Source organism: Janthinobacterium sp. GW456P (assembly GCF_002127655.1).
In the GTDB taxonomy this organism is placed as follows: domain Bacteria; phylum Pseudomonadota; class Gammaproteobacteria; order Burkholderiales; family Burkholderiaceae_D; genus Janthinobacterium.
In genome coordinates this window covers 480,727-500,452 of record NZ_NEHB01000001.1, presented here as the reverse complement: position 1 = coordinate 500,452, position 19,726 = coordinate 480,727, and the positions used below count along the sequence as shown (strand labels likewise).

The window sequence follows — 19,726 nt, the reverse complement described above, 5'->3', positions numbered from 1 at the left end:
GATTACAGATCCTCCGAACCGAGCATCATTTCGGACAGGCCTTTGCCGGCTTTCACCATTGGCCACACGTTTTCGGACTGGTCGGTAATGAAGTTCATGAATACCAGCCTGTCTTTCATGCCGAACGCCTCTTTCAGGGCGCCGTCGACGTCGCCCGGTTTTTCAATTTTCATGCCCACGTGGCCGTAGGCTTCGGCCAGCTTCTCGAAGTCGGGCAGCGAATCCATGTACGACTCGGAATAGCGCGAACCGTAATCGATTTCCTGCCACTGGCGCACCATGCCGAGGAAACGGTTGTTGAGCATGATGATCTTCGGCGTCAGGTGGTATTGCTTGCACGTGGCGAGCTCCTGGATGCACATCTGGATCGAGCCTTCGCCGGTAATACAAGCGACGGTGGCGTCCGGATTGGCCATCTGCACGCCCATGGCGTACGGCAAGCCGACACCCATGGTGCCCAGGCCGCCGGAATTGATCCAGCGGCGCGGCTTGTCGAAGCCATAATATTGCGCCGCCCACATCTGGTGCTGGCCCACGTCGGACGTGATGAAGGCGTCGCCCTTGGTAATCTGGAACACTTTTTCCACCACCGCTTGCGGCTTGATGACCAGGTCGGAGGTCGGATACTTCAGGCATTCGCGGCCACGCCATTCGGCGATCTGCTTCCACCAATTGCTCAAGGCATTGACGTTCGGCTTGGCTTCGGCCGCGTCGAGTTGCGCGAGGAACTCGATCAGCACGTCCTTGACGTTGCCGACGATGGGGATATCGACCTTGACGCGCTTGGAAATCGACGATGGATCGATGTCCACGTGGATGATCTTGCGAGGATGCGAGGCGAAATGTTTCGGGTTGCCGATCACGCGGTCATCGAAACGGGCGCCGATGGCGATCAGCACGTCGCAATTCTGCATCGCCATGTTCGCTTCGTAGGTGCCGTGCATGCCGGGCATGCCGACATACTGCTCGCTCGAGGCGCGGTAGCCGCCAAGGCCCATCAAGGTGTTGGTGCACGGGAAACCCAGGCGGTCGACCAGCTTGTTCAGCTCGGCCGAGGCACTTGCCAGGATGACGCCGCCGCCCGTGTAGATCATCGGGCGTTCGGCTTGCAGCAGCAGCTGCACGGCCTTGCGGATCTGGCCCGAATGGCCCTTGTCGACGGGACGGTAGGAACGCATCTCGACTTCCTTCGGATAGTCGAAGTTGCATTTGTGCATGCTGATATCCTTGGGGATATCGACCAGCACGGGTCCCGGACGGCCGGTACGGGCGATGAAGAACGCTTTCTTGATCGTCGCTGCCAGGTCCTTGACGTCCTTGACGAGGAAGTTGTGCTTGACCACGGGGCGCGTGATGCCGACCGTGTCGCATTCCTGGAACGCATCCTGGCCGATGGCGTGGCTCGGCACCTGGCCGGAGATCACCACCATGGGAATCGAGTCCATGTACGCGGTCGACAGGCCCGTGACGGCATTCGTGACGCCCGGACCGGACGTGACGATGGCGACACCGACTTTGTTCGAGCTGCGCGAATAGGCATCGGCGGCGTGGATCGCGGCCTGCTCGTGGCGTACCAGGACATGCTGGAATTTGTTTTGCTGGAAGATGGCGTCGTAGATGTAGAGTACGGCTCCGCCCGGATATCCAAAGACGTGCTCGACGCCCTCTTCAGCCAGACAGCGCACGACAATTTCTGCGCCGGTGATAGGTCCTGCTGCTGCTTCGGTATTCATGAAACATTCCTTTCAAGGTCCATTGGAGATTGATCGGATGTTCTTTCCTGACGAGGTACGCCTAACGCAACAGTGCTCCTGCTTCCCTTTTCATGCGGTCACGCAATTTCTTTGGGCACCCATAGATACCTTACAAAACAACGCTTAACGCAACTCGTTTGGCCGGAGTTTCTGTGGCGCCTGTACGAACCGCTCGCGCTTGTGGCGCGGGTTAGAACAAACTGCCTACAAATGAAAGCGCGTCTTGCCGCTGCTGGCCTTGTGTGCCGGTCGCGACCTGACCATAGGGCTTTGGGGTGTTCAAAGCGTCCCATACGTTATCGCGTTGCACCATTATGGTCAAGGAAAATGTCGGCCTCGCTGCATTTTTGCTCGCACAACGTGCAAAAACCCTGCGGAAACGCACATTTTTTGCTAGCATGCACGGGGTTGCAAAAAGCATACCCGCCCCCATTTCGCCCACCGCACCCCGCAGCCGCTAAGATCCCCATACCGCATGGCAACAGACAAAGAATTATCCGACTTTCTAGAAAATGTCGAGCGGCGCGCTTTCAAGCAGGCCGCCTACGCGGTCCGCAAGGAAGAATCGGCCCTCGACATCGTGCAGGACGCCATGATCAAGCTGGCCGAGAAATATGGCGACAAGCCGGCCGCCGAGCTGCCGATGCTGTTCCAGCGCATCTTGCAGAACACCATTCTTGATTATTTCCGCCGTGAAAAAGTTCGCAACACCTGGGTCAGCCTGTTTTCCGGCATGAAGCCCTCGGGCGACGAGCATGAAGATTTTGATATACTTGACACGTATGAATCGGAACAGGGCTCCAGCGCCGCCGAATCGTCGGCCGACAAGGTCGAACGCGCGCAAATCCTTGATTTGATTGATGCAGAGGTACAAAAACTGCCCTCACGTCAACGCGAAGCCTTCCTCATGCGTTATTGGCAGGACATGGATGTGGCTGAAACAGCGGAAGCGATGGGTTGCTCCGAAGGTAGCGTGAAAACACATTGCTCTAGAGCTACCCACACGCTCGCCGAATCGCTGAAAGCCAAGGGAATTAAATTATGAACACCGACGATCTCAATTTCGCTTATAAAGTGCGCCATGCACTGAACGAAAAACTCGACGACCTGCCCGCATCGACCGCCGATCGCCTGGCAGCGGCACGCAAGCAGGCCCTGTCGCGCAAGAAGGCGGACGCGCCCGCCGCCGTCGCCGTGCGCCAGAACGTGTTCGCCGGCGTGGCCAGCAGCCTGTTCGTCGAGCCGCTGTCGTGGCTGGGCCGCATGAGCGTCATCATCCCCCTGCTGCTGCTGGTCGGCGGCCTGGTGGGCATCTATCGGTTTGAGCAGGAACAACATATTGCCGAGCTGGCAGAAATCGACGCGGCCGTCCTGTCCGACGAATTGCCGCTGTCTGCGTACATGGACCATGGCTTCAACGCCTACCTGACGAAACGCGAGCAATAAATGGCAGGCACGAGCGTACGTAAAGGCTGGCTGGCCGGCGGCATCGGCCTGGGCGCCTGCGCCCTGGCGGGCGCCGCTTGGGTAGGCGCGCAGCAACATCCCGCGCCCGCCGCGCCTCCCGTGGCGGCAGCGCCCGTGGTGGCGCCGGCGCCGGCCGTCAAGCCCGGTTCGCCCCGCACAGCCGGCAAGGGCGGCACGCCGCCCAAGGCCAGCGAGAATCCATCGTGGAACAAACTGTCGCGCGCGCAGCAGGAAGCCCTGCAGCCGCTGGCGGGCGAATGGAACAAGCTGGAAACCTTGCGCAAGCAGAAATGGCTCGATATCGCCAGCCGCTTTGCCTCGATGACGCCGGACGAGCAAATCCGCGTGCATGAACGCATGCGCGAATGGATCAAGCTGACGCCGGAACAGCGCCGCTTGGTGCGCGAAAACTACACGCGCACGAAGAAGATTGATCCAGGTCAAAAAACCGCGCAATGGGAGCAATACCAGCAATTGCCGGAAGATCAAAAGAAAAAGCTGGCGACGGAACTCGTGCCGAAAAAACCGCTGGGCAAGGTGCCGGCGATCAATTCGACCACGAGCAAGCCGCCCGTGATCGTGCCGCCCGCCATGCCGGCAGCGCCTCCCGCCGCAGCGCCCGTCCTGCCGCCCGCCGCCACGCCTTCGGTGGCCGTGCCGCTCACGGATCCTGCCGCGCCCCCCGCCGCCGTGCCTGTCACGCCACCCGTCACGCCCGTACCACTGCCGACCAATGTCAAATAACACGCCTGCCGCCAGCATCACCCATCCCACGATCAAGCGCCGCCTGATCTCCATGGTGTACGAGTCGCTGCTGGCCCTGGCCGTGCTGTTTCTGCCCTTCCTGCTGTTTGAACTGGCCGTGCAGGGCGCGCATACGCCGTTGACGGAACACATGCGCCAATGCCTGGCCTTCCTCGTCATGGGTGCGTATTTCATCCATCAGTGGAGCCGCGAAGGGCAAACCCTGGCCATGAAGACGTGGCGCCTGAAAGTCGTGCTGCCGGGCCACGCCCACGTGCCGCTGCGCGTGGCCGCGTACCGCTACATCCTGTCATGGATGTGGCTGCTGCCGGCCCTGCTGGTGTCGTATTTGCTGGACTTGCAGCACTGGACAGCGCTGGGCGCCATCGGCGTGGGCATCCTGGTCTGGTCGGCCACGGCCCTGTTCACGGGCAATGGCCAATTCCTGCACGACAAGCTGGCGGGCACGCAGATCGTGCAATTGCCGGCCCCCGCCAAGAAACCGAAGAAAGTCGCCGCCTGAGCTTTATGCGGCTTGACCTGGGTCATTGAAGCGCCACGGGGGCTCTGCGATCATGGCATGCCATGAAGAATACCGCCCCCCTCCCCCACACGCGCTTCGCCCCCTACCGCGAGGAAGTCTGCAGCGAAGACGAAGTCAAGCACCTCGTCCACACTTTTTATGCGGCCGCGCGCGACGACGCCATGCTGGGCCCCATTTTTGCCGCCGAGGTCAAGGATTGGGATGCCCATCTGGCAACATTGATCGATTTCTGGTCAGGCTTGCTACGCGGCACCATGCGCTACCACGGCAAGCCGCTGGCCCAGCACGCGCAAATGGAAAACCTGACGCCGTGCATGTTCCGCCGCTGGCTGACCCTGTTTTTTGCCACGACCGAGAGCATGGGCAACCTGGCCTTGCAGGAAAAGGCCGATACCATCGCCTTGAATATTGCCGAACGGCTATGGAAAAGCTTTGCGGAAAACCACGCCATCGTGGCGCCGCAGCTTTAGAACCGTTCGTAGCCCTGCAGATAGCGCCATTGCCCCACGGGCATGGCGCCCAGCGGAATGCGGCCGATGCGCAGGCGCTTCATGCCGACGACGTCCAGTCCGACCATCTTGCACATATGGGCGATCTGGCCCGGCTGCACGTTTTTCAGGGCGAAACGCAGGCGCGTCTCGTTCTGCCAGCTGACCTTGATCGGAGGTAAAGGCTTGCCATTGAAGGGCAAGCCGTGATTCAGCAGCGCCAGGCCGTTTTCAGCGATAGTGCCCGACACTTCCACGATGAATTCCTGCTCCACCGTTTTCGCTTCATCGACCAGTTTGCGGGCGACGCGGAAATCCTGCGTGAACACCAGCAGGCCGGACGCCATGGTGTCGAGCGGATTGGTGATCGTCAGACCGATCAGGTGGCGCTTGAGAAAGCGCGTGACGGAGCTGGGCGCCACGTTCTCCGGCGTAAAAATCTCTTCCGGACGCAAACAGCTCAAGGCCGGCTTGCCTTCGCTGCCGACGCCGCCGTTGATGCCGGCCGGCTTGTGCAGCAGGATGGTCACGGGCGGCATTTCATCGAGTGTCGCGTTTGGCAGCAGCACCACTTCCTGCTTGTCCGCCACGCGCGCGCCCGCCTCTTCCACCAGCACGCCGTCGACCGTCACCCAGCCGCCCTCGATATACAGCTCGGCCTCGCGGCGTGAGCAGGGCAAGTCTTCAGCGAGGCGTTTGGCCAGGCGGACGGTGGGCATGTCAATTGGTGTGGTCATGGGGAGGCGCAAAAAGCAAGAGGAGGAGAAAGCCGGTATTGTAACCGACCCGCTCCTCGCCTTTTGTCGCTGTGTGGTGGTTGTTTGATTACGCTGCCGATTGTCGGATTACGCTGCGCTAATCCGACCTACCCGACCTGCCCGACCTGCGCGGTCGTGGCGGGTGTGGTAGGTTGGATTAGCGGAACGCGTAATCCAACAATCAGGCTTGCGCCTTCGCCAACTCTTCGGCAAAGAAACGGTGCCCCATCTCTTCCAGGCCCAGGGTCTGCAGCACTTCCTGCAAGCGCTCGGTCGGGCGCTGGCGCGGCAGGTTTTTATAACTGGCGATGATCAGTTCATTCTTCATCGAATGTTCCCAGCCCACCAGCTCCGTCACGCTGACCTGGTAGCCGTGCGCTTCCAGCTGCAGACAGCGCAGCACGTTGGTGATCTGGCTGCCGAACTCGCGCGTGTGCAGCGGATGGCGCCACAATTCCGTCAAGACGTTCTTGCCCAGGCTCTTGCCCTTGTTCTTCTTCAGGACGGACGCCACTTCCGCCTGGCAGCACGGCACCAGCACCATGAACTTCGCCTTTTTCTTCAGGGCGAAGTGGATGGCGTCATCGGTGGCCGTGTTGCACGCATGCAGGGCCGTGACGATGTCGATCTGCTGCGGCAGCAAGTTCGATTCCGTCGATTCGGCCACGGACAGCGGCAGGAACGACATGCCGGGGAACTTGAACTTAGCGGCTAGCTCTTGCGAGCGCTGCACCAGCTCTTCGCGCGTTTCGATGCCGTAGATGTGCGAACCGTCGTTGCCGTTCTTGAAGAACAGGTCGTACAGGATGAAACCGAGATACGACTTGCCGGCGCCGTGGTCGACCAGCGACACGCCGGGGTGGTCGAGCTGCACTTCGCGCAGCAGCGGCTCGATGAACTGCGTCAGGTGGTACACCTGCTTGAGCTTGCGGCGGCTGTCCTGGTTCATCTTGCCGTCGCGCGTCAGGATGTGCAATTCCTGCAGCAAGGCGACCGACTGGCCATCCTTGATCTCGGGCATGTTGCTGGCGGCCGTGATGACATCTTTCGGCGCGGAAGCTGCGGTGGCGGCGGGTGCCGCGCCCTTAGCGCGCTTCATCGATCCACGCCATCTGTATCGCTTCGAGCACTTTTTCGCCGCCGCGCGTGTGGTCATCGTCGAAGCCGTCCAGCGCCACCACCCAGTTATGCAGGTCGGTGAAACGCACGGTCAGGGGATCGATGTCCGGATGCGCGTCGAACAAAGCCTCGGCGATCGCGTGTATGTCGGACCATTTCATCTTAGTTGCCATACTAGTGGCTGCCTTCGCTGACCTGGTTGATCGTGTATTTCGGGATTTCAACGACGAGGTCGGCCTCGGCCACGATGGACTGGCACGACAGGCGCGACACGGCTTCCAGGCCCCAGGCCTTGTCCAGCATGTCTTCTTCCAGTTCCGTCGCTTCGTTCAGCGATTCGATGCCTTCGCGTACCAGCACGTGGCAGGTGGTGCAGGCGCACGATTTTTCGCAGGCGTGCTCGATGTCGATGTCGTTTTCCAGCAGGATGTCGCAGATGGACTTGCCGGCCGGGGCTTCGATGACGGCGCCGTCCGGGCAAAGCTTGGCGTGCGGCAGGATAACGATTTGTGGCATGGTTTCTTCTTTCAGTCTGTCATTCGGAGCGCGGCCGCGGCGAGTGCCTGCGGCGCGCTGTTCAATTATTTTTAAACGACCTGGTCCAGCGTTTTGCCCGTCAAGGCCGTGCGCACGCTGCGGTCCATGCGGCGCGAGGCGAAATCCTCGGTGCCGTCGGCCAGTGCTTCGATCGCCAGCTTCAAGGCCTGGTGGTCGATGGCGCCGCTTTGCGATTGCGCGATGGCGTCGCGCACCTTGTTCATCAGGCCGTCGACGGCTGCGCGTTCCGCGTCGTCGAGCAAGCCGCCGTCTTCGTCCAGCGCCGATTGCGTGGCCAGCAGGATGCGTTCCGCTTCCACCTGCTCTTCGCGCAAGGCGCGCGCCACCATGTCGGTGTCGGCCGAGGTGTAGGAATCCTGCAGCATGCGGGCGATGTCGTCGTCGCCCAGGCCATACGCCGGCTTGACGCTGATCGACGCTTCCACGCCCGAGCGCAGTTCGCGCGCCGAGACCGACAGCAAGCCGTCCGCGTCGACTTGGTAGGTGATGCGGATGCGCGCGGCGCCCGCCACCATCGGCGGAATGCCGCGCAATTCAAAACGCGCCAAGGAACGGCAGTCGCTGACCAGTTCGCGCTCGCCCTGCAGCACATGCACGGCCAGCGCCGTCTGGCCATCTTTAAAAGTCGTGAATTCCTGCGCGCGTGCGCACGGGATCGTCGAATTACGCGGGATGATTTTTTCCACCAGGCCGCCCATGGTTTCGATACCGAGCGACAGCGGGATCACGTCCAGCAGCAGCCAGTCGTCGCCGGCGGCGCGGTTACCGGCCAGCAAGTTCGCCTGGATGGCCGCGCCCAGCGCCACCACTTTGTCCGGGTCGATGTTCGCGTGCGGCGTCGTGTGGAAGAATTCGCTCACGGCGCGCTGCACGTGCGGCATGCGCGTGGCGCCGCCCACCATCACCACGCCGTCAACGTCGTCCGCATCCACGTTCGCGTCGCGCAGTGCTTTCTTGATGGCGTTCATGGTCTTGGCCACCAGGTGCTGCGTCATGGCGGCAAAGTCAACCGCCGTGATGCGCAGGTGGATCTCTTCGCCCGAGTTCAGCTTGGCGTCGATCGTCGTTTCCGGCTTGGTCGACAGCAATTCCTTGATTTCGCGCGCCTTCACCATCAGGATGGCCGTGTCTTCATCGGACAGCGGCGCCAGCTTGGCGTGCTCGCTGATCCAGCAGAACAGACGGCGGTCGAAATCGTCGCCGCCCAGGGCCGAGTCGCCGCCAGTGGACAGCACTTCGAAGACGCCCTTGCTCAGCTTCAGGATCGAGATGTCGAAGGTTCCGCCGCCCAGGTCATACACGGCGTACACGCCTTCGGATGCGTTATCGAGGCCATACGCGATGGCGGCTGCGGTCGGCTCGCTCAGCAGGCGCAGCACGTTGATGCCAGCCAGTTGCGCCGCATCTTTCGTCGCCTGGCGCTGCGCATCGTCGAAATAGGCGGGCACAGTGATGACGGCGCCCACCAGGTCGTCGCCCAGGGAATCCTCCGCGCGCTGGCGCAGGGTGGCGAGGATTTGCGCCGACACCTCAACCGGGCTTTTCACGCCGGCCACGGTTTTCAGCTGCACCATGCCAGGCGTGTCCTGGAAATCGTATGGCAGGTTTTCCGCGTAGGCGATGTCGGCCAGGCCGCGGCCCATGAAGCGCTTGACGGAGACGATGGTGTTCTTCGGGTCGGTGGTTTGTGCGGACAGGGCCTTGTAGCCGATGTTGGCGTGGCCGTTCGGCAGGTAGCGCACGACGGACGGCAGCAAAGAGTGCCCTTCGTCGTCGTTGAGCACCTCGGGAATGCTGTTGCGCACGGTCGCGACCAGGGAATTGGTGGTGCCAAGGTCAATGCCGACGGCCAGGCGGTGCTGGTGCGGCGCGGTCGACATGCCTGGTTCGGAAATTTGCAGAAGTGCCATTGTATTCGTGCCTCGATTAATTTATTGCGTGATGCAGCTGATGCCTGGTGCGCATTATAAGACGCGCGCCAGACTGGCGCTTGGCACGCCGGTCAAGCGATCGCCTGGTCAAGCCTCGATGGCCTCATAGGCAAAACGGACTTCCTCGCCGAACTTGTCGAGGAACATCAGGGCGCGCACGCTTTGCGCGGCATTCGCATAGTCGCCCGCGTCGAGCTGGGCCGCCACCTGCGCCAACAAGGCCTTGCGTTCGCCGCGCAGCTGGCGGTCCAAGGCGTCGAGCGCGTCGGCGTCCTTGCCGGCGCGCGCGTCGCCCAGCTCTTCGCGCCATTCCATCTGCTGCATCAGGAAGCTGACCGGCATGGCCGTGTTCGATTCCGTCTGCAAATCGACGCCATGGAGCTCGCACAGGTACTGCGCGCGTTTTTGCGGGCTTTTCAGGGTTTGATAGGCTTCATTGGCGCGCGTGGCCCATTGCATCGCCACGCGCTTTTCAGCGCTGCTGGCGTTAATGAAACGGTCCGGGTGGACCTTGCCCTGCACGTCGCGGTAGGCCGCGTCGAGCGCGCTCATGTCGAGCGAGAACTGCGCCGGCAACTGGAATAATTCGAAGTGGTTTTGCATAATGGTCGGTGGTCGCTGTACCGCAATCGATGGGTACAGCGCACCGACCGGGGTCTTGCCAGCTGTTTAAATCCTGAAGGACTCGCCGCAGCCGCAGGCGTCTTTTTCGTTCGGATTGTGGAACTTGAAGCCTTCGTTCAAGCCTTCGCGCGCGAAATCGAGTTCCGTGCCGTCGATGTAAGGCAAGCTTTTCGGGTCGACGAAGACTTTCACGCCGTGCGATTCGAAGACGCTGTCTTCGGCCGCCGCTTCGTCGACATATTCAAGCTTGTAAGCCAAGCCCGAGCAGCCCGTGGTGCGCACGCCGAAGCGCAAGCCCATGCCCTTGCCGCGCCGCTCGATATAACGGTTGATGTGTTTCGCCGCTTTTTCGGTCAGTGTGATCATGTATTTCTCCGCAACTGCCCCGGCCTTGCGGCTGGGGCGGGCTGCCAACGTTTAAGCTGCTACAGGATGGCGGGTCTGGTAATCCAGAACGGCCGCCTTGATGGCGTCTTCCGCCAGGATGGAGCAGTGAATCTTCACTGGCGGCAGGGCCAGTTCTTCGGCGATCTGCGTGTTCTTGATGGCCAGCGCCTGATCCAAGGTCTTGCCTTTGACCCATTCCGTCACCAGCGAGCTCGAGGCGATGGCCGAACCGCAGCCGTAGGTCTTGAATTTCGCGTCTTCGATCAGGCCATCGGCGCCGACCTTGATCTGCAGTTTCATCACGTCGCCGCAGGCGGGCGCGCCCACCATGCCGGTGCCGATGGTTTCATCACCCTTGTCGAAAGCGCCCACGTTGCGCGGGTTTTCGTAGTGATCGAGTACTTTGTCCGAGTAAGCCATTTTGATGCTCCTTTAATATTCTTGCCGGCCCCGTGAGCGGGACCTTCGTGTTGGTTAGTGTGCCGCCCATTGGATCGAATTGATGTCGATCCCTTCCTTGAACATGTCCCACAGCGGCGACAGTTCGCGCAATTTGTGTACTTTCGATTTCAGCAGGTTCACGGCGAAGTCGATGTCTTCCTCGGTCGAGAAGCGGCCGATGGTAAAGCGGATCGAGCTGTGCGCCAGTTCGTCGCTGCGGCCCAGGGCGCGCAGCACGTACGATGGTTCCAGGCTGGCCGAGGTGCAGGCCGAACCGGACGACACGGCGATATCCTTGATCGCCATGATCAGCGACTCGCCTTCAACGTAGTTGAAGCTGACGTTCAGGTTGTGCGGCACGCGGTGGTCCATGTCGCCGTTGATGTAGACTTCTTCGATCTCTTGCAGGCCCTTGGCCAGGCGGTCGCGCAAGGACTTGATGCGGCCGATTTCGCTGTCCATTTCTTCCTTGGCGATGCGGAAGCTCTCGCCCATGCCCACGATCTGGTGCGTCGGCAAGGTGCCCGAGCGCAGGCCGCGCTCATGGCCGCCGCCGTGCATCTGCGCTTCCAGGCGCACGCGCGGCTTGCGGCACACGTACAGGGCGCCCACGCCTTTCGGGCCGTAGGTTTTATGCGCGGTGAAGGTCATCAGGTCGACCTTGGTCTTTTGCAGGTCGATGACGACCTTGCCCGTCGCTTGCGCGGCGTCGCAATGGAAGATGATGCCTTTCGAGCGGCAGAACGCGCCGATCTCGTCGATCGGCTGGATCACGCCGATTTCGTTGTTCACCAGCATCACCGACACGAGGATGGTATCCGCGCGCACGGCCGCGGCCAGCTGTTCGACGGTGATCAGGCCGTTGTCCTGCGGTTCCAGGTAGGTCGCTTCGAAGCCGATGCGTTCCAGTTCGCGCACCGTGTCGAGCACCGATTTATGCTCGGTCTTGACGGTGATGATGTGCTTGCCCTTGGTCTTGTAGAACTGCGCCGCGCCCTTGATGGCCAGGTTGTTGCTTTCCGTCGCGCCGGACGTCCAGATGATTTCGCGCGGATCGGCGTTCACCAGGGCCGCCACGTGGCCGCGTGCCTCTTCCACGGCTTTCTCCGCCGTCCAGCCGTACATGTGGCTGCGCGATGCCGGATTGCCGAACTGCTCGCGCAGATAGGGAATCATCTTGTCGGCGACGCGTGGATCGATCGGCGTGGTGGCCGAGTAGTCCATGTAGATCGGGAAATGCGGTGCCGTTTCAAAGTGCACTTGGCCTACGTTTTTTTCTGGGGCGTTCATCAATAACTCCTGCAATCAGCAACTTGGTATTTTGTTATGTTCAACCGAGGGCGGCGTGGTTACGGTGCATCACCATCACGCTTTGCTCGGCATTCTTTTGTCTCTGCTGGTCGACCAGGTCCTGCAAGGACACAGAATCCAGATAATCGACCATTTTTTCGTTGAGTGTGGACCACAATTCATGCGTCATGCAGCGCGCGCCCGTGGCCGCGTCGGCACCGTGGCAATGTTCCTTGCCGCCGCACTGCGTGGCGTCGAGCGGCTCGTCGACGGCGATGATGATGTCGGCCACCGTCACCTTGTCGGCACGGCGCGCCAGGCTGTAGCCGCCGCCGGGGCCGCGGATCGATTCGACGATTTCATGGCGGCGCAACTTGCCGAACAGCTGTTCCAGGTAGGACAGGGAAATCGACTGGCGCTGGCTGATGCCCGACAAGGTGACCGGTCCCTTGCCCTGGCGCAGGGCAAGATCGATCATCGCAGTCACGGCAAAACGGCCTTTTGTAGTCAGACGCATACATCCTCTGGTCAACTGGTTTAAAATATTGCGGTTTTTCAACTCCTCAAACCCTGAGTAGTTGAATGATTTAGTCAAGTATAACAAATTCGGCGGGGTTTGTCAGAGCGCCCGCGATGACCACAGGGCTGGCAGGGGCATGGCCGGCCGCGCCAGGCGCGGCGGCATCAGGAAAACAACAATATGGACAATCACCTGCTTCACGGCACCTGACAAAACCGTCGCGAGCGAAAGGGAGAGGTGGCAGAGAAGCGCAACCGTACTCTAGTACGGTGAGCATCGCAAGCCACCTATGCCGACGCGCAGCAGGTTTGGTCAGGCGCTATCATCCGCGGAGAGCGCTGCGTACTTTCATCAGTTCAAAACCCAGCAGGTTCAAGCCGTCCCAGGTGGCGGGGTCGCCAATGCGCGGATTGTCCGACGCCAGGCCCACGCCCCAGATGCGGTCGACGGGACTGGCTTCGACGATGACGCGCTCGCCCGTGCCCAGCAAGAACTTGCGCAGCGCGGCTTTTTGCGAGAACTTGGCGAAGTTGCCATCGAAGACGATGCCGGCGCGCGCCGCTTCCCACACCTTGGCGTCAAAATTGGCCACTTCGCGTCCCAGCTTCTTCACTTCCGACGGCCGCGCGGCCGCCACGATGCGCGCCTGCACGGCAGTATCGCCAAACAGGGCCGCCTTTTGCGCCATCATGTAGTGCTCGGCCGTGGCATACGTCACGCCGGCGAGGCTGAATGGCGACGGAAACCACTGGCTGAAGCAGCTTTTGTCGGGCACCTGCGGCTGCGCCGGCGTGTGCCCCCAGAAATACAGATAGTCGGGCTCGCCGCCCGCCGCGATCCACGCCTTCAATTCTTCCACGTTACTGATTTGCATATTCCCCGCACTTCCGCCAGACCGGCGATGATTCAAGCTCAAGCACGCAACAGTTGCATCGGGCCAAACAAGGCCTGCATGTCGCTGTTGCCGATAAAGGACAGATTATACGGATGTTCCGCCGTCACCTGCGGCAAGGATGCGGCCACCGGCAGGCGCTTGATGAGCTCGGCAATCTTGCCCCACAGCACCAGTTGCGGCGGCACCGCCCCGCCCGGCTGCGCCAGCGCTTCGAGCACCACCTGCAGGAACGGCAGCCAGCCGCGCGCATCCTGCACGGGCGGCACGTGGGAGCGGAATACCAGCGCCGCGTTCAGCAGCAGGAAGCCCTGCTCCGTCATCTTGCGCTGCAAGTCGGGCAGGGTCTGGATCACGCTGCTGCCGGCTTGCAGCGCGGCGGCCGCCACGGGCGCCATGGCCGCGCCGGACGTGTCGCCGCCCTGCAGCCGGCCATCGGCCACCAGCAGCATCTTCATGAAGTTGCGCAGGGAGGTGGCGCGGTTGACGGGCTTCGACAGGCCCGTGGCCGACCACAGGCTGCCGACGGCGCCATCCATGAAGCACACGCCCGTGGCGCTGTCGGCGCGCGGATACGGTCCCTCGCCCACCAGCACGTAGCGCACCTGCTCCAGCGGCAGGGCAAAGGCGGCGAACAGCCGGCCCTGCGTGGGCAGGTAAGCGTCGACGGCCAGCGCCGGCAGGTAGGCGGGATCGGCCGCCATCACGGCGTGCAAGCCGCGCAGCAGGATGGGGCGCCAGGAAGCATGCGCCAGGGACAGGGCATCGGTGATGCTGACAGGAATGGTGGTAGCGGTCATGGCGCGTCAGTAAAATATTTGGGCAAACGCAAATTGTAGCGTACCGGCAAGCTCACCTTGTCGATTACGTCGCATTGACACACCCCCAAGCAATACCAATAGCGCAACAATATTGTTGAAAATTGCAATACCCATGCGCCAAGCGAGCCAGGCAATGCTAGACTGGTTTCCTTGGGACTTGCGCCTTATCAAGAAATAGTGCTTACCGGATTTTCCTATCCACCTACGCTTATTGCGTCCGGGCAAGTTCTAAACAAACTGCCTCCCACATGCACGAACACGACCGCACACGATGGCGCGACGCCGCGCGCCGGCTTTGGCCGGGCCTGCTGCTATGGCTATGCTGCGCCGTGCCGCTCCCCGGCCACGCACAGACGGCGGCGCCCTCCGACGCACCGCATCCGGCGCCCAGGCAAGTGCTGGTGCTGTATTCACTGGGCAGCGATGCCTCGTCGCTGTGGCAAACGCTGATCCACAGGGGCATGAGCGCGGAACTGGGCAACCAGAACCTGAGCGTCACGCCCGGCCTCTTTGAAGAACGGCTCGATTCCGTGCGCGTGGGCGAGCTGCCCGCCGTGGCCGGGCTGGAAGCCTACCTGCAGACCAAGTACCGGATGGTGCAGCTCGACGCCATCATTACGGAAAACTACCTGGCGGCCCAATTCCTGCGCCAGCACCCGAAGCTGTTTCCCGGCGTGCCCCGCTACTACGTCAACCAGGGACGGCAGGACTGGATACCCGCCGACGGCATCAATCTCGACGTGCGCCACGATTTCGGCAAGGCCATCGCCATCATGCTGCAAGTGCTGCCGGGGCTACGCCAGATCGCCATCGTCGGCGATGGCAGCGCGCGGGGCCAGGCCTGGATCGCCGACCTGCGCAGCGCCACCCGGCCCTACCAGGGACGGCTGCAGATCGATTTCTGGGATCACCTGAGCCAGGAAGAGCTGCGGCGCCGGACCGGGGAGCTGGGCAGCGGCAGCGCCATCTATCTGCTGCCCGTCTACCGCGACGTGCTGGGCGAGCGCACCACGCCGCCAGCCGTGGCGCGCGACCTGGCTGCGCGCAGCGCCGTGCCCATTTTCACCAGCGTGGAATCGATGATCGTGCCCGGCGTGACCGGCGGTTATGTCATCAGCGGAGAAGAAGTGGGGCGCACCATCGCGCGCATCCTGCAAGGCAAAACACCGGCCGCGGATGGCATGCAGGCATATATCTTCGACGATGCCGCGGTACGGCGCTTCGGCTTGCGCAACCTGCCCGACGAGGCGCGTATTCTGAACCGGCCGCAGGGAGTCTGGGCGCAATATCACTGGCAGATCATCGCGGGGCTATCGCTGATCGCGCTGCAGGCGGCGCTGATCACGGCCCTGCTGCTGGCCCAGCGCAGCCGGCGCGCCAGCGTGGCGGCCCTGCATGCGGAGCGCGACGTGCTCGAGGAACGGGTCTTGCAGCGCACCCTGGAACTGCTGGTCGCCAATTCCCGGCTGGAGCAGCAAGCCACGACCGATCCGCTGACAGGTCTGGGCAACCGCCGCATGATGACCCTGCGGCTGGGCGAGGAACTCGAACGCGCCCAGCGCTTTGGCCACACGCTGTCGCTGCTGATGATCGACATCGACTACTTCAAGCGCATCAACGACGGCCATGGCCACAATGCGGGCGACCGCGCCATCGTCGCCATGGCGCAGGTGCTGCGCGGCGTGACGCGGGCCATGGATACGGCGGCGCGCTTTGGCGGCGAGGAGTTCGTGCTGCTGATGCCGGAAACGCCGCTGCCGGTGGCGCTGGAAGTGGCGGAGCGCCTGCGCATGGCGGCGGCGTGCCTGAGGGTGGAGTGCGATGACGGCCAGCAGATCAACCTGACCATCAGCATCGGCGTGACGGCCAGCGTACCGCAGCCGGCCGCGCCCAACAGGCGCGACGCGGACAGCCTGACCGACCTGTTGATCCGTGCCGACCAGGCCCTGTACCGCGCCAAGCACGGCGGACGGGACAGGGTCGAGTCGGCCTGAACTATTCGGCGTCAGGCTGCTGCGACGGATGGGCGGCGGCAAAGGCGGGCAAGCCGGCGCAATGCGCGTGGATGCGCGCCACGCGTGGGTACGGAGCCAGGTCGATGGCGAAGCGCTGCGCGTTGAACACTTGCGGCACCAGGCAGCAGTCGGCCATCGTCGGGCTGTCGCCATGACAGAACAGGCCAGTTCCGGCCGGATCGCCCTGCGCCAGCAGCGCTTCCACAGCCGCCAGCCCTTCGGCCATCCAGTGGCGGTACCATTCCTGCTTGGCCTCGTCCGACAGCCCGAGGGTGTTTTTCAGGTATTTCAGGACGCGCAGATTCGTCAGCGGATGCGCGTCGCAGGCGATCGCCAGCGCCAGCGCGCGCACGCGAGCCCGTCCCAGCGCATCGACCGGCAGCAGCGGCACGGCTGGCCGCGTCTCGTCGAGGTACTCGAGCATGGCCAGCGACTGCGTCAGGATGGCGCCGTCGTCATCGAGCGCCGGCACCAGGGCCGACGGGTTGACGGCGCGGTAGGCCGGCAGCAGCTGCTGGCCGCCGTCCTGCAGCAGATGCACGGGAATGCTGTCGTAGGCGATGCCCTTCAGGTTCAGGGCAATGCGCACGCGGTAGGCGGCCGAACTGCGAAAATAAGTGTACAGCTTCATGGGGCGCCCTCCTCAGGCGCGGCCGGCGTACAGCGCGACCGTCTGCTCGATGCTGCCGAAGATGCTGGCGCCGGCCGCGTCGCGCATCTCGATGCGCACCGTGTCGCCGAACTTCAGATAGGCCGTCTTTGGCGTGCCGTGTTCGATGGTTTCATACATGCGCACTTCGGCCAGGCAGCAGTAACCCACGCCGCCGTTTTCGATGCTGGAACCGAACAGATTGCCCTGCTTGTTCGACACGGTACCCGAGCCGACGATGCTGCCGGCGCCCAGTTCGCGCGTCTTCGCCGCATGGGCGACGAGTTGCGCAAAATTGAAGGTCATGTCTTCGCCCGCATTCGGCTTGCCGAACGGCTTGTCGTTCAAGTCCACCAGCAGCGGCAGGTGCAGCTTGCTGTCCGCCCAGTCGGCACCCAGTTCATCGGGCGTGACGGCGACGGGCGAAAACGCGCTGGCCGCCTTCGACTGGAAGAAACCGAAGCCCTTGGCCAGTTCGCCCGGGATCAAATTGCGCAAGGAGACGTCGTTGACCAGCATGACCAGGCGGATCGCTTTCGCCGCGTCGTCCGCGCTGGCGCCCATGGCCACGTCGCCCGTAATCACCGCCACCTCCGCCTCCAGGTCGATGCCCCACTCTTCCGACAGGGCGAAGATGGGGTCGCGCGGGCCGATGAAACTGTCGGAGCCGCCCTGGTACATCAGCGGGTCCGTGTAGAACGAGGCCGGCACTTCCGCGTTGCGCGCCTTGCGCACCAGTTCCACGTGGTTGATGTAGGCGGAACCGTCGGCCCACTGGTAGGCGCGCGGCAGCGGCGAGTGGCACAGACTGGCGTCAAACGGCTGCGCGTCCGGCGCCTGGCCCGCGTTCAGGTCGGCGTAGGCCTGTTCCAGTTTCGGCGCCACGGCGTCCCAGTTGTCGAGCGCCGCCTGCAGGGTGGGGGCGATGGCGGCCACGCGCTGGTACTGGCGCAGGTCGCGGCTGACGAGGACCAGGGCGCCGTCGCGGCTGCCGTTTTTCAGGGTTGCGAGTTTCATGGAGTGTGTTCCTTGTTTGGCGTATTGTTCAGATGTTTTCCCTATGCGGCGCTCAGGCTTCGGCCGGCGCATGCATCCAGGCGGCGTGCTTCGGCGCGCGGCGCGTCTGCGACCATTCTTCCAGCATTTCCCATTTGACGGCGTCCAGTTTGGCCATCATCTCGGGCGTGCCCACGTTGGCCGCCAGCTCCAGGCGGTGGCCGTTCGGATCGAAGAAATAGATCGACTGGAAGATGGCGTGATTCACGGGGCCCAGCACCTCGATGCCGGCGGCCACCAGGCGCTCCTTGGCGGCCAGCAATTCCTCCATGCTGCCCACTTCCAGCGCCAGGTGCTGCACCCAGGCCGGGGTATTGCGGTCGCGGTCCATCGGCGGCTGCGTCGGCAGTTCAAAAAAGGCCAGCACATTGCCCTGGCCCGCGTCGAGGAAGACGTGCATGTACGGGTCCGGCGCCTTGGTCGACGGCACCAGGTCCTCGGCGATGGCGAGGACGAAATTCATGTTCAAATGCTTGACGTACCACTCGACGGTTTTCTTCGCGTCGATGCAGCGGTAGGCGACGTGGTGGATTTGCTTGATCTTCATGGTGTTTGTCTCCAATGGATGCGCCCGGGGCGCGATGGCTGGCCTGTTTTTCAGCTTTTCACCATTAGAATCGAGTTACAGCTATCATACAAACAATTTTTAACCATTGATTTATCGGATTATCTTATGAGTCCCAGCCTGCGGCAAATGCGCGCCTTCGTGGCGCTGGCCAAGACCGGCAGTTTTACCCTGGCCGCCGAATACCTGCACGTGACGCAATCGGCGCTGAGCGGCTTGATCAAGGAACTGGAAAGCGTGCTGGGCGTGCGCGTGGTCGAGCGCAGCACGCGCAAGACGCAGTTGTCCGAAATCGGCCGCGAACTGTATCCGCTGTTTGAAAAGATGATCGAGGACCTCGACGGCGCCATGGCCGGCATCGCCCAGCGCAAAGCCCTGAAGACGGGCCTGGTGCGCATCGCCGCGCCGCAGATGATGGCGTGCACCCTGCTGCCGGAAGTGATCGCCGCCTACCGCCAGGCGCACCCGGACGTGCAGCTGCGTCTGGTCGACTGCCCCGTGGAAAACGTGTCGGCGCGCGTCTTCAGCGGCGAAGTCGATTTCGGCATCGGCCCCGAGCGTGATCCGACGGCGGAAATCGCCGCGCAAGTGCTGTTCGAGATGCCCTTCGTGCTGGTCTTCCCCGAGCGGCACCCGCTGCAGCGGAAAGAGCGCGTCACCTGGGCCGACGTGGGCGACTATCCGTTCATCTCGCTGCAGGGCCAGTTCACGGAACGCCTGCTGCGCGACATGCACGGTGCGTTTCGCGAACTGTCGCTCAATCCCTATAACGAAGTGACCTTCATGACGACGGCGCTGGCCATGGTCAGCGCCAAGCTGGGCATCACGGTCTGCCTGCCGTACGCGGAACCGATGGTCAAACTATACAAATTGCACATGCGGACCCTGCACGAGCCTGAACTAACGCGGCGCTTTTTCGTCTACACGAAGACGGGGCGTTCGCTGTCGCCGGCAGCCGAAAGCTTTATGGCCTTTTTATTCCAGTTCGTCGAGACGCACGAGTGGAACGTCGGCGGCAGCAACGGCGCACGCGATGCCCTGCCGGCCGGCGGCCCGGCGGGCAGCCACTTATAATGGCGCCATCGCCCTTTTCCGCCTGCACC

Annotated in this window: 23 protein-coding genes; 7 read left to right on the top strand and 16 right to left on the bottom strand. The window is 62.6% G+C overall.

Annotated features, from left to right (window positions below; genetic code table 11):
• Positions 1-2: 2 nt before the first annotated feature.
• Complete coding sequence (locus CBW66_RS02165) at positions 3-1,733, bottom strand: acetolactate synthase 3 catalytic subunit (protein WP_086136407.1); 1,731 nt, start codon at positions 1,731-1,733, stop codon at positions 3-5.
• A gap of 496 nt (positions 1,734-2,229) precedes the next feature.
• On the opposite strand from CBW66_RS02165, the gene CBW66_RS02160 reads away from it, so the two are divergent.
• The 5 genes from CBW66_RS02160 (at position 2,230) to CBW66_RS02140 (ending at position 4,979) form a co-directional block, all read left to right on the top strand.
• Positions 2,230-2,799 carry an RNA polymerase sigma factor gene (locus tag CBW66_RS02160; protein ID WP_086136406.1) on the top strand — a complete coding sequence of 190 codons (570 nt, stop codon included), beginning with the start codon at positions 2,230-2,232 and terminating at the stop codon, positions 2,797-2,799.
• A complete protein-coding gene (locus CBW66_RS02155; RefSeq protein ID WP_086136405.1) occupies positions 2,796-3,200 on the top strand; it encodes a DUF3619 family protein in 405 nt (134 codons plus the stop codon). The genes CBW66_RS02160 and CBW66_RS02155 overlap by 4 nt, the downstream gene beginning before the upstream one ends.
• Positions 3,201-3,965, top strand: a complete 765-nt coding sequence (locus CBW66_RS02150) for a DUF3106 domain-containing protein (RefSeq protein WP_086136404.1) — start codon at positions 3,201-3,203, stop codon at positions 3,963-3,965.
• Positions 3,955-4,488, top strand: a complete 534-nt coding sequence (locus CBW66_RS02145; protein WP_086136403.1) for an RDD family protein — start codon at positions 3,955-3,957, stop codon at positions 4,486-4,488. Before CBW66_RS02150 ends, CBW66_RS02145 begins: the two co-directional genes overlap by 11 nt.
• 62 nt (positions 4,489-4,550) lie before the next feature.
• Positions 4,551-4,979 carry a group III truncated hemoglobin gene (locus CBW66_RS02140; protein WP_086136402.1) on the top strand — a complete coding sequence of 143 codons (429 nt, stop codon included), beginning with the start codon at positions 4,551-4,553 and terminating at the stop codon, positions 4,977-4,979.
• Here the strand turns inward: CBW66_RS02140 and CBW66_RS02135 are convergent.
• The 12 genes from CBW66_RS02135 to CBW66_RS02080 form a co-directional block, all read right to left on the bottom strand.
• A complete protein-coding gene (locus CBW66_RS02135; protein WP_086136401.1) occupies positions 4,976-5,734 on the bottom strand; it encodes an rRNA pseudouridine synthase in 759 nt (252 codons plus the stop codon). The genes CBW66_RS02140 and CBW66_RS02135 overlap by 4 nt on opposite strands.
• Positions 5,735-5,936: 202 nt before the next feature.
• A complete protein-coding gene (locus CBW66_RS02130; protein ID WP_230491992.1) occupies positions 5,937-6,776 on the bottom strand; it encodes an SAM-dependent methyltransferase in 840 nt (279 codons plus the stop codon).
• Positions 6,777-6,840: 64 nt separating this feature from the next.
• Positions 6,841-7,035 carry a Fe-S cluster assembly protein IscX gene (gene iscX, locus CBW66_RS02125; protein WP_086136400.1) on the bottom strand — a complete coding sequence of 65 codons (195 nt, stop codon included), beginning with the start codon at positions 7,033-7,035 and terminating at the stop codon, positions 6,841-6,843.
• A gap of 13 nt (positions 7,036-7,048) precedes the next feature.
• The gene (gene fdx / locus CBW66_RS02120) at positions 7,049-7,390 is read right to left on the bottom strand and encodes an ISC system 2Fe-2S type ferredoxin (protein WP_034750070.1); all 342 of its coding nucleotides are present in this window, start codon (positions 7,388-7,390) and stop codon (positions 7,049-7,051) included.
• Positions 7,391-7,461: 71 nt separating this feature from the next.
• Entirely contained in the window at positions 7,462-9,342 is a 1,881-nt protein-coding gene (hscA, locus tag CBW66_RS02115; protein WP_086142853.1) for a Fe-S protein assembly chaperone HscA, read from the bottom strand.
• 108 nt (positions 9,343-9,450) lie between these two features.
• Positions 9,451-9,966 (bottom strand): Fe-S protein assembly co-chaperone HscB, encoded by a 516-nt coding sequence (gene hscB, locus CBW66_RS02110; RefSeq protein WP_086136398.1) that lies wholly within the window; start codon positions 9,964-9,966, stop codon positions 9,451-9,453.
• A gap of 66 nt (positions 9,967-10,032) precedes the next feature.
• Positions 10,033-10,353, bottom strand: coding sequence for an iron-sulfur cluster assembly protein IscA (iscA, locus tag CBW66_RS02105; protein ID WP_034750079.1), 321 nt, complete (start codon positions 10,351-10,353; stop codon positions 10,033-10,035).
• A 51-nt stretch (positions 10,354-10,404) separates the two neighbouring features.
• Positions 10,405-10,794, bottom strand: coding sequence for a Fe-S cluster assembly scaffold IscU (iscU, locus tag CBW66_RS02100; protein WP_076567031.1), 390 nt, complete (start codon positions 10,792-10,794; stop codon positions 10,405-10,407).
• Positions 10,795-10,848: 54 nt separating this feature from the next.
• Entirely contained in the window at positions 10,849-12,075 is a 1,227-nt protein-coding gene (locus tag CBW66_RS02095; RefSeq protein ID WP_276206280.1) for an IscS subfamily cysteine desulfurase, read from the bottom strand.
• Positions 12,076-12,145: 70 nt separating this feature from the next.
• Entirely contained in the window at positions 12,146-12,622 is a 477-nt protein-coding gene (gene iscR / locus CBW66_RS02090) for a Fe-S cluster assembly transcriptional regulator IscR (protein ID WP_065310626.1), read from the bottom strand.
• A gap of 325 nt (positions 12,623-12,947) precedes the next feature.
• Positions 12,948-13,499 carry an NADAR family protein gene (locus tag CBW66_RS02085; protein ID WP_086136396.1) on the bottom strand — a complete coding sequence of 184 codons (552 nt, stop codon included), beginning with the start codon at positions 13,497-13,499 and terminating at the stop codon, positions 12,948-12,950.
• 38 nt (positions 13,500-13,537) lie between these two features.
• The gene (locus tag CBW66_RS02080) at positions 13,538-14,317 is read right to left on the bottom strand and encodes a uracil-DNA glycosylase (protein WP_086136395.1); all 780 of its coding nucleotides are present in this window, start codon (positions 14,315-14,317) and stop codon (positions 13,538-13,540) included.
• 269 nt (positions 14,318-14,586) lie between these two features.
• On the opposite strand from CBW66_RS02080, the gene CBW66_RS02075 reads away from it, so the two are divergent.
• Positions 14,587-16,332: a diguanylate cyclase gene (locus CBW66_RS02075; RefSeq protein ID WP_086136394.1), complete on the top strand. Its 1,746-nt coding sequence runs from the start codon at positions 14,587-14,589 to the stop codon at positions 16,330-16,332.
• Between the two features lies 1 nt (position 16,333).
• Here the strand turns inward: CBW66_RS02075 and maiA are convergent, their stop codons facing one another.
• Genes maiA through CBW66_RS02060 form a run of 3 tightly spaced genes read right to left on the bottom strand, consistent with a single transcriptional unit; the run spans position 16,334 to position 18,605 of the window.
• Positions 16,334-16,984 (bottom strand): maleylacetoacetate isomerase, encoded by a 651-nt coding sequence (gene maiA / locus CBW66_RS02070; protein WP_086136393.1) that lies wholly within the window; start codon positions 16,982-16,984, stop codon positions 16,334-16,336.
• 12 nt (positions 16,985-16,996) lie between these two features.
• Positions 16,997-18,019 (bottom strand): fumarylacetoacetate hydrolase family protein, encoded by a 1,023-nt coding sequence (locus CBW66_RS02065; protein ID WP_086136392.1) that lies wholly within the window; start codon positions 18,017-18,019, stop codon positions 16,997-16,999.
• Between the two features lie 52 nt (positions 18,020-18,071).
• The gene (locus CBW66_RS02060; RefSeq protein ID WP_070224143.1) at positions 18,072-18,605 is read right to left on the bottom strand and encodes a VOC family protein; all 534 of its coding nucleotides are present in this window, start codon (positions 18,603-18,605) and stop codon (positions 18,072-18,074) included.
• 126 nt (positions 18,606-18,731) lie between these two features.
• Here CBW66_RS02060 and CBW66_RS02055 point away from each other — a divergent pair, with 126 nt between their 5' ends.
• Positions 18,732-19,697 (top strand): LysR family transcriptional regulator, encoded by a 966-nt coding sequence (locus CBW66_RS02055; protein WP_086136391.1) that lies wholly within the window; start codon positions 18,732-18,734, stop codon positions 19,695-19,697.
• Positions 19,698-19,726 lie beyond the last annotated feature (29 nt).

Bases quoted from the DNA above. Each gene is read 5' to 3' on its own strand.
- CBW66_RS02165 (WP_086136407.1), bottom strand. From the start codon at position 1,733: ATGAATACCGAAGCAGCAGCAGGACCTATCACCGGCGCAGAAATTGTC.
- CBW66_RS02160 (WP_086136406.1), top strand. From the start codon at position 2,230: ATGGCAACAGACAAAGAATTATCCGACTTTCTAGAAAATGTCGAGCGG.
- CBW66_RS02155 (WP_086136405.1), top strand. From the start codon at position 2,796: ATGAACACCGACGATCTCAATTTCGCTTATAAAGTGCGCCATGCACTG.
- CBW66_RS02150 (WP_086136404.1), top strand. From the start codon at position 3,201: ATGGCAGGCACGAGCGTACGTAAAGGCTGGCTGGCCGGCGGCATCGGC.
- CBW66_RS02145 (WP_086136403.1), top strand. From the start codon at position 3,955: ATGTCAAATAACACGCCTGCCGCCAGCATCACCCATCCCACGATCAAG.
- CBW66_RS02140 (WP_086136402.1), top strand. From the start codon at position 4,551: ATGAAGAATACCGCCCCCCTCCCCCACACGCGCTTCGCCCCCTACCGC.
- CBW66_RS02135 (WP_086136401.1), bottom strand. From the start codon at position 5,734: ATGACCACACCAATTGACATGCCCACCGTCCGCCTGGCCAAACGCCTC.
- CBW66_RS02130 (WP_230491992.1), bottom strand. From the start codon at position 6,776: ATGCCCGAGATCAAGGATGGCCAGTCGGTCGCCTTGCTGCAGGAATTG.
- iscX (WP_086136400.1), bottom strand. From the start codon at position 7,035: ATGAAATGGTCCGACATACACGCGATCGCCGAGGCTTTGTTCGACGCG.
- fdx (WP_034750070.1), bottom strand. From the start codon at position 7,390: ATGCCACAAATCGTTATCCTGCCGCACGCCAAGCTTTGCCCGGACGGC.
- hscA (WP_086142853.1), bottom strand. From the start codon at position 9,342: ATGGCACTTCTGCAAATTTCCGAACCAGGCATGTCGACCGCGCCGCAC.
- hscB (WP_086136398.1), bottom strand. From the start codon at position 9,966: ATGCAAAACCACTTCGAATTATTCCAGTTGCCGGCGCAGTTCTCGCTC.
- iscA (WP_034750079.1), bottom strand. From the start codon at position 10,353: ATGATCACACTGACCGAAAAAGCGGCGAAACACATCAACCGTTATATC.
- iscU (WP_076567031.1), bottom strand. From the start codon at position 10,794: ATGGCTTACTCGGACAAAGTACTCGATCACTACGAAAACCCGCGCAAC.
- iscR (WP_065310626.1), bottom strand. From the start codon at position 12,622: ATGCGTCTGACTACAAAAGGCCGTTTTGCCGTGACTGCGATGATCGAT.
- CBW66_RS02085 (WP_086136396.1), bottom strand. From the start codon at position 13,499: ATGCAAATCAGTAACGTGGAAGAATTGAAGGCGTGGATCGCGGCGGGC.
- CBW66_RS02080 (WP_086136395.1), bottom strand. From the start codon at position 14,317: ATGACCGCTACCACCATTCCTGTCAGCATCACCGATGCCCTGTCCCTG.
- CBW66_RS02075 (WP_086136394.1), top strand. From the start codon at position 14,587: ATGCACGAACACGACCGCACACGATGGCGCGACGCCGCGCGCCGGCTT.
- maiA (WP_086136393.1), bottom strand. From the start codon at position 16,984: ATGAAGCTGTACACTTATTTTCGCAGTTCGGCCGCCTACCGCGTGCGC.
- CBW66_RS02065 (WP_086136392.1), bottom strand. From the start codon at position 18,019: ATGAAACTCGCAACCCTGAAAAACGGCAGCCGCGACGGCGCCCTGGTC.
- CBW66_RS02060 (WP_070224143.1), bottom strand. From the start codon at position 18,605: ATGAAGATCAAGCAAATCCACCACGTCGCCTACCGCTGCATCGACGCG.
- CBW66_RS02055 (WP_086136391.1), top strand. From the start codon at position 18,732: ATGAGTCCCAGCCTGCGGCAAATGCGCGCCTTCGTGGCGCTGGCCAAG.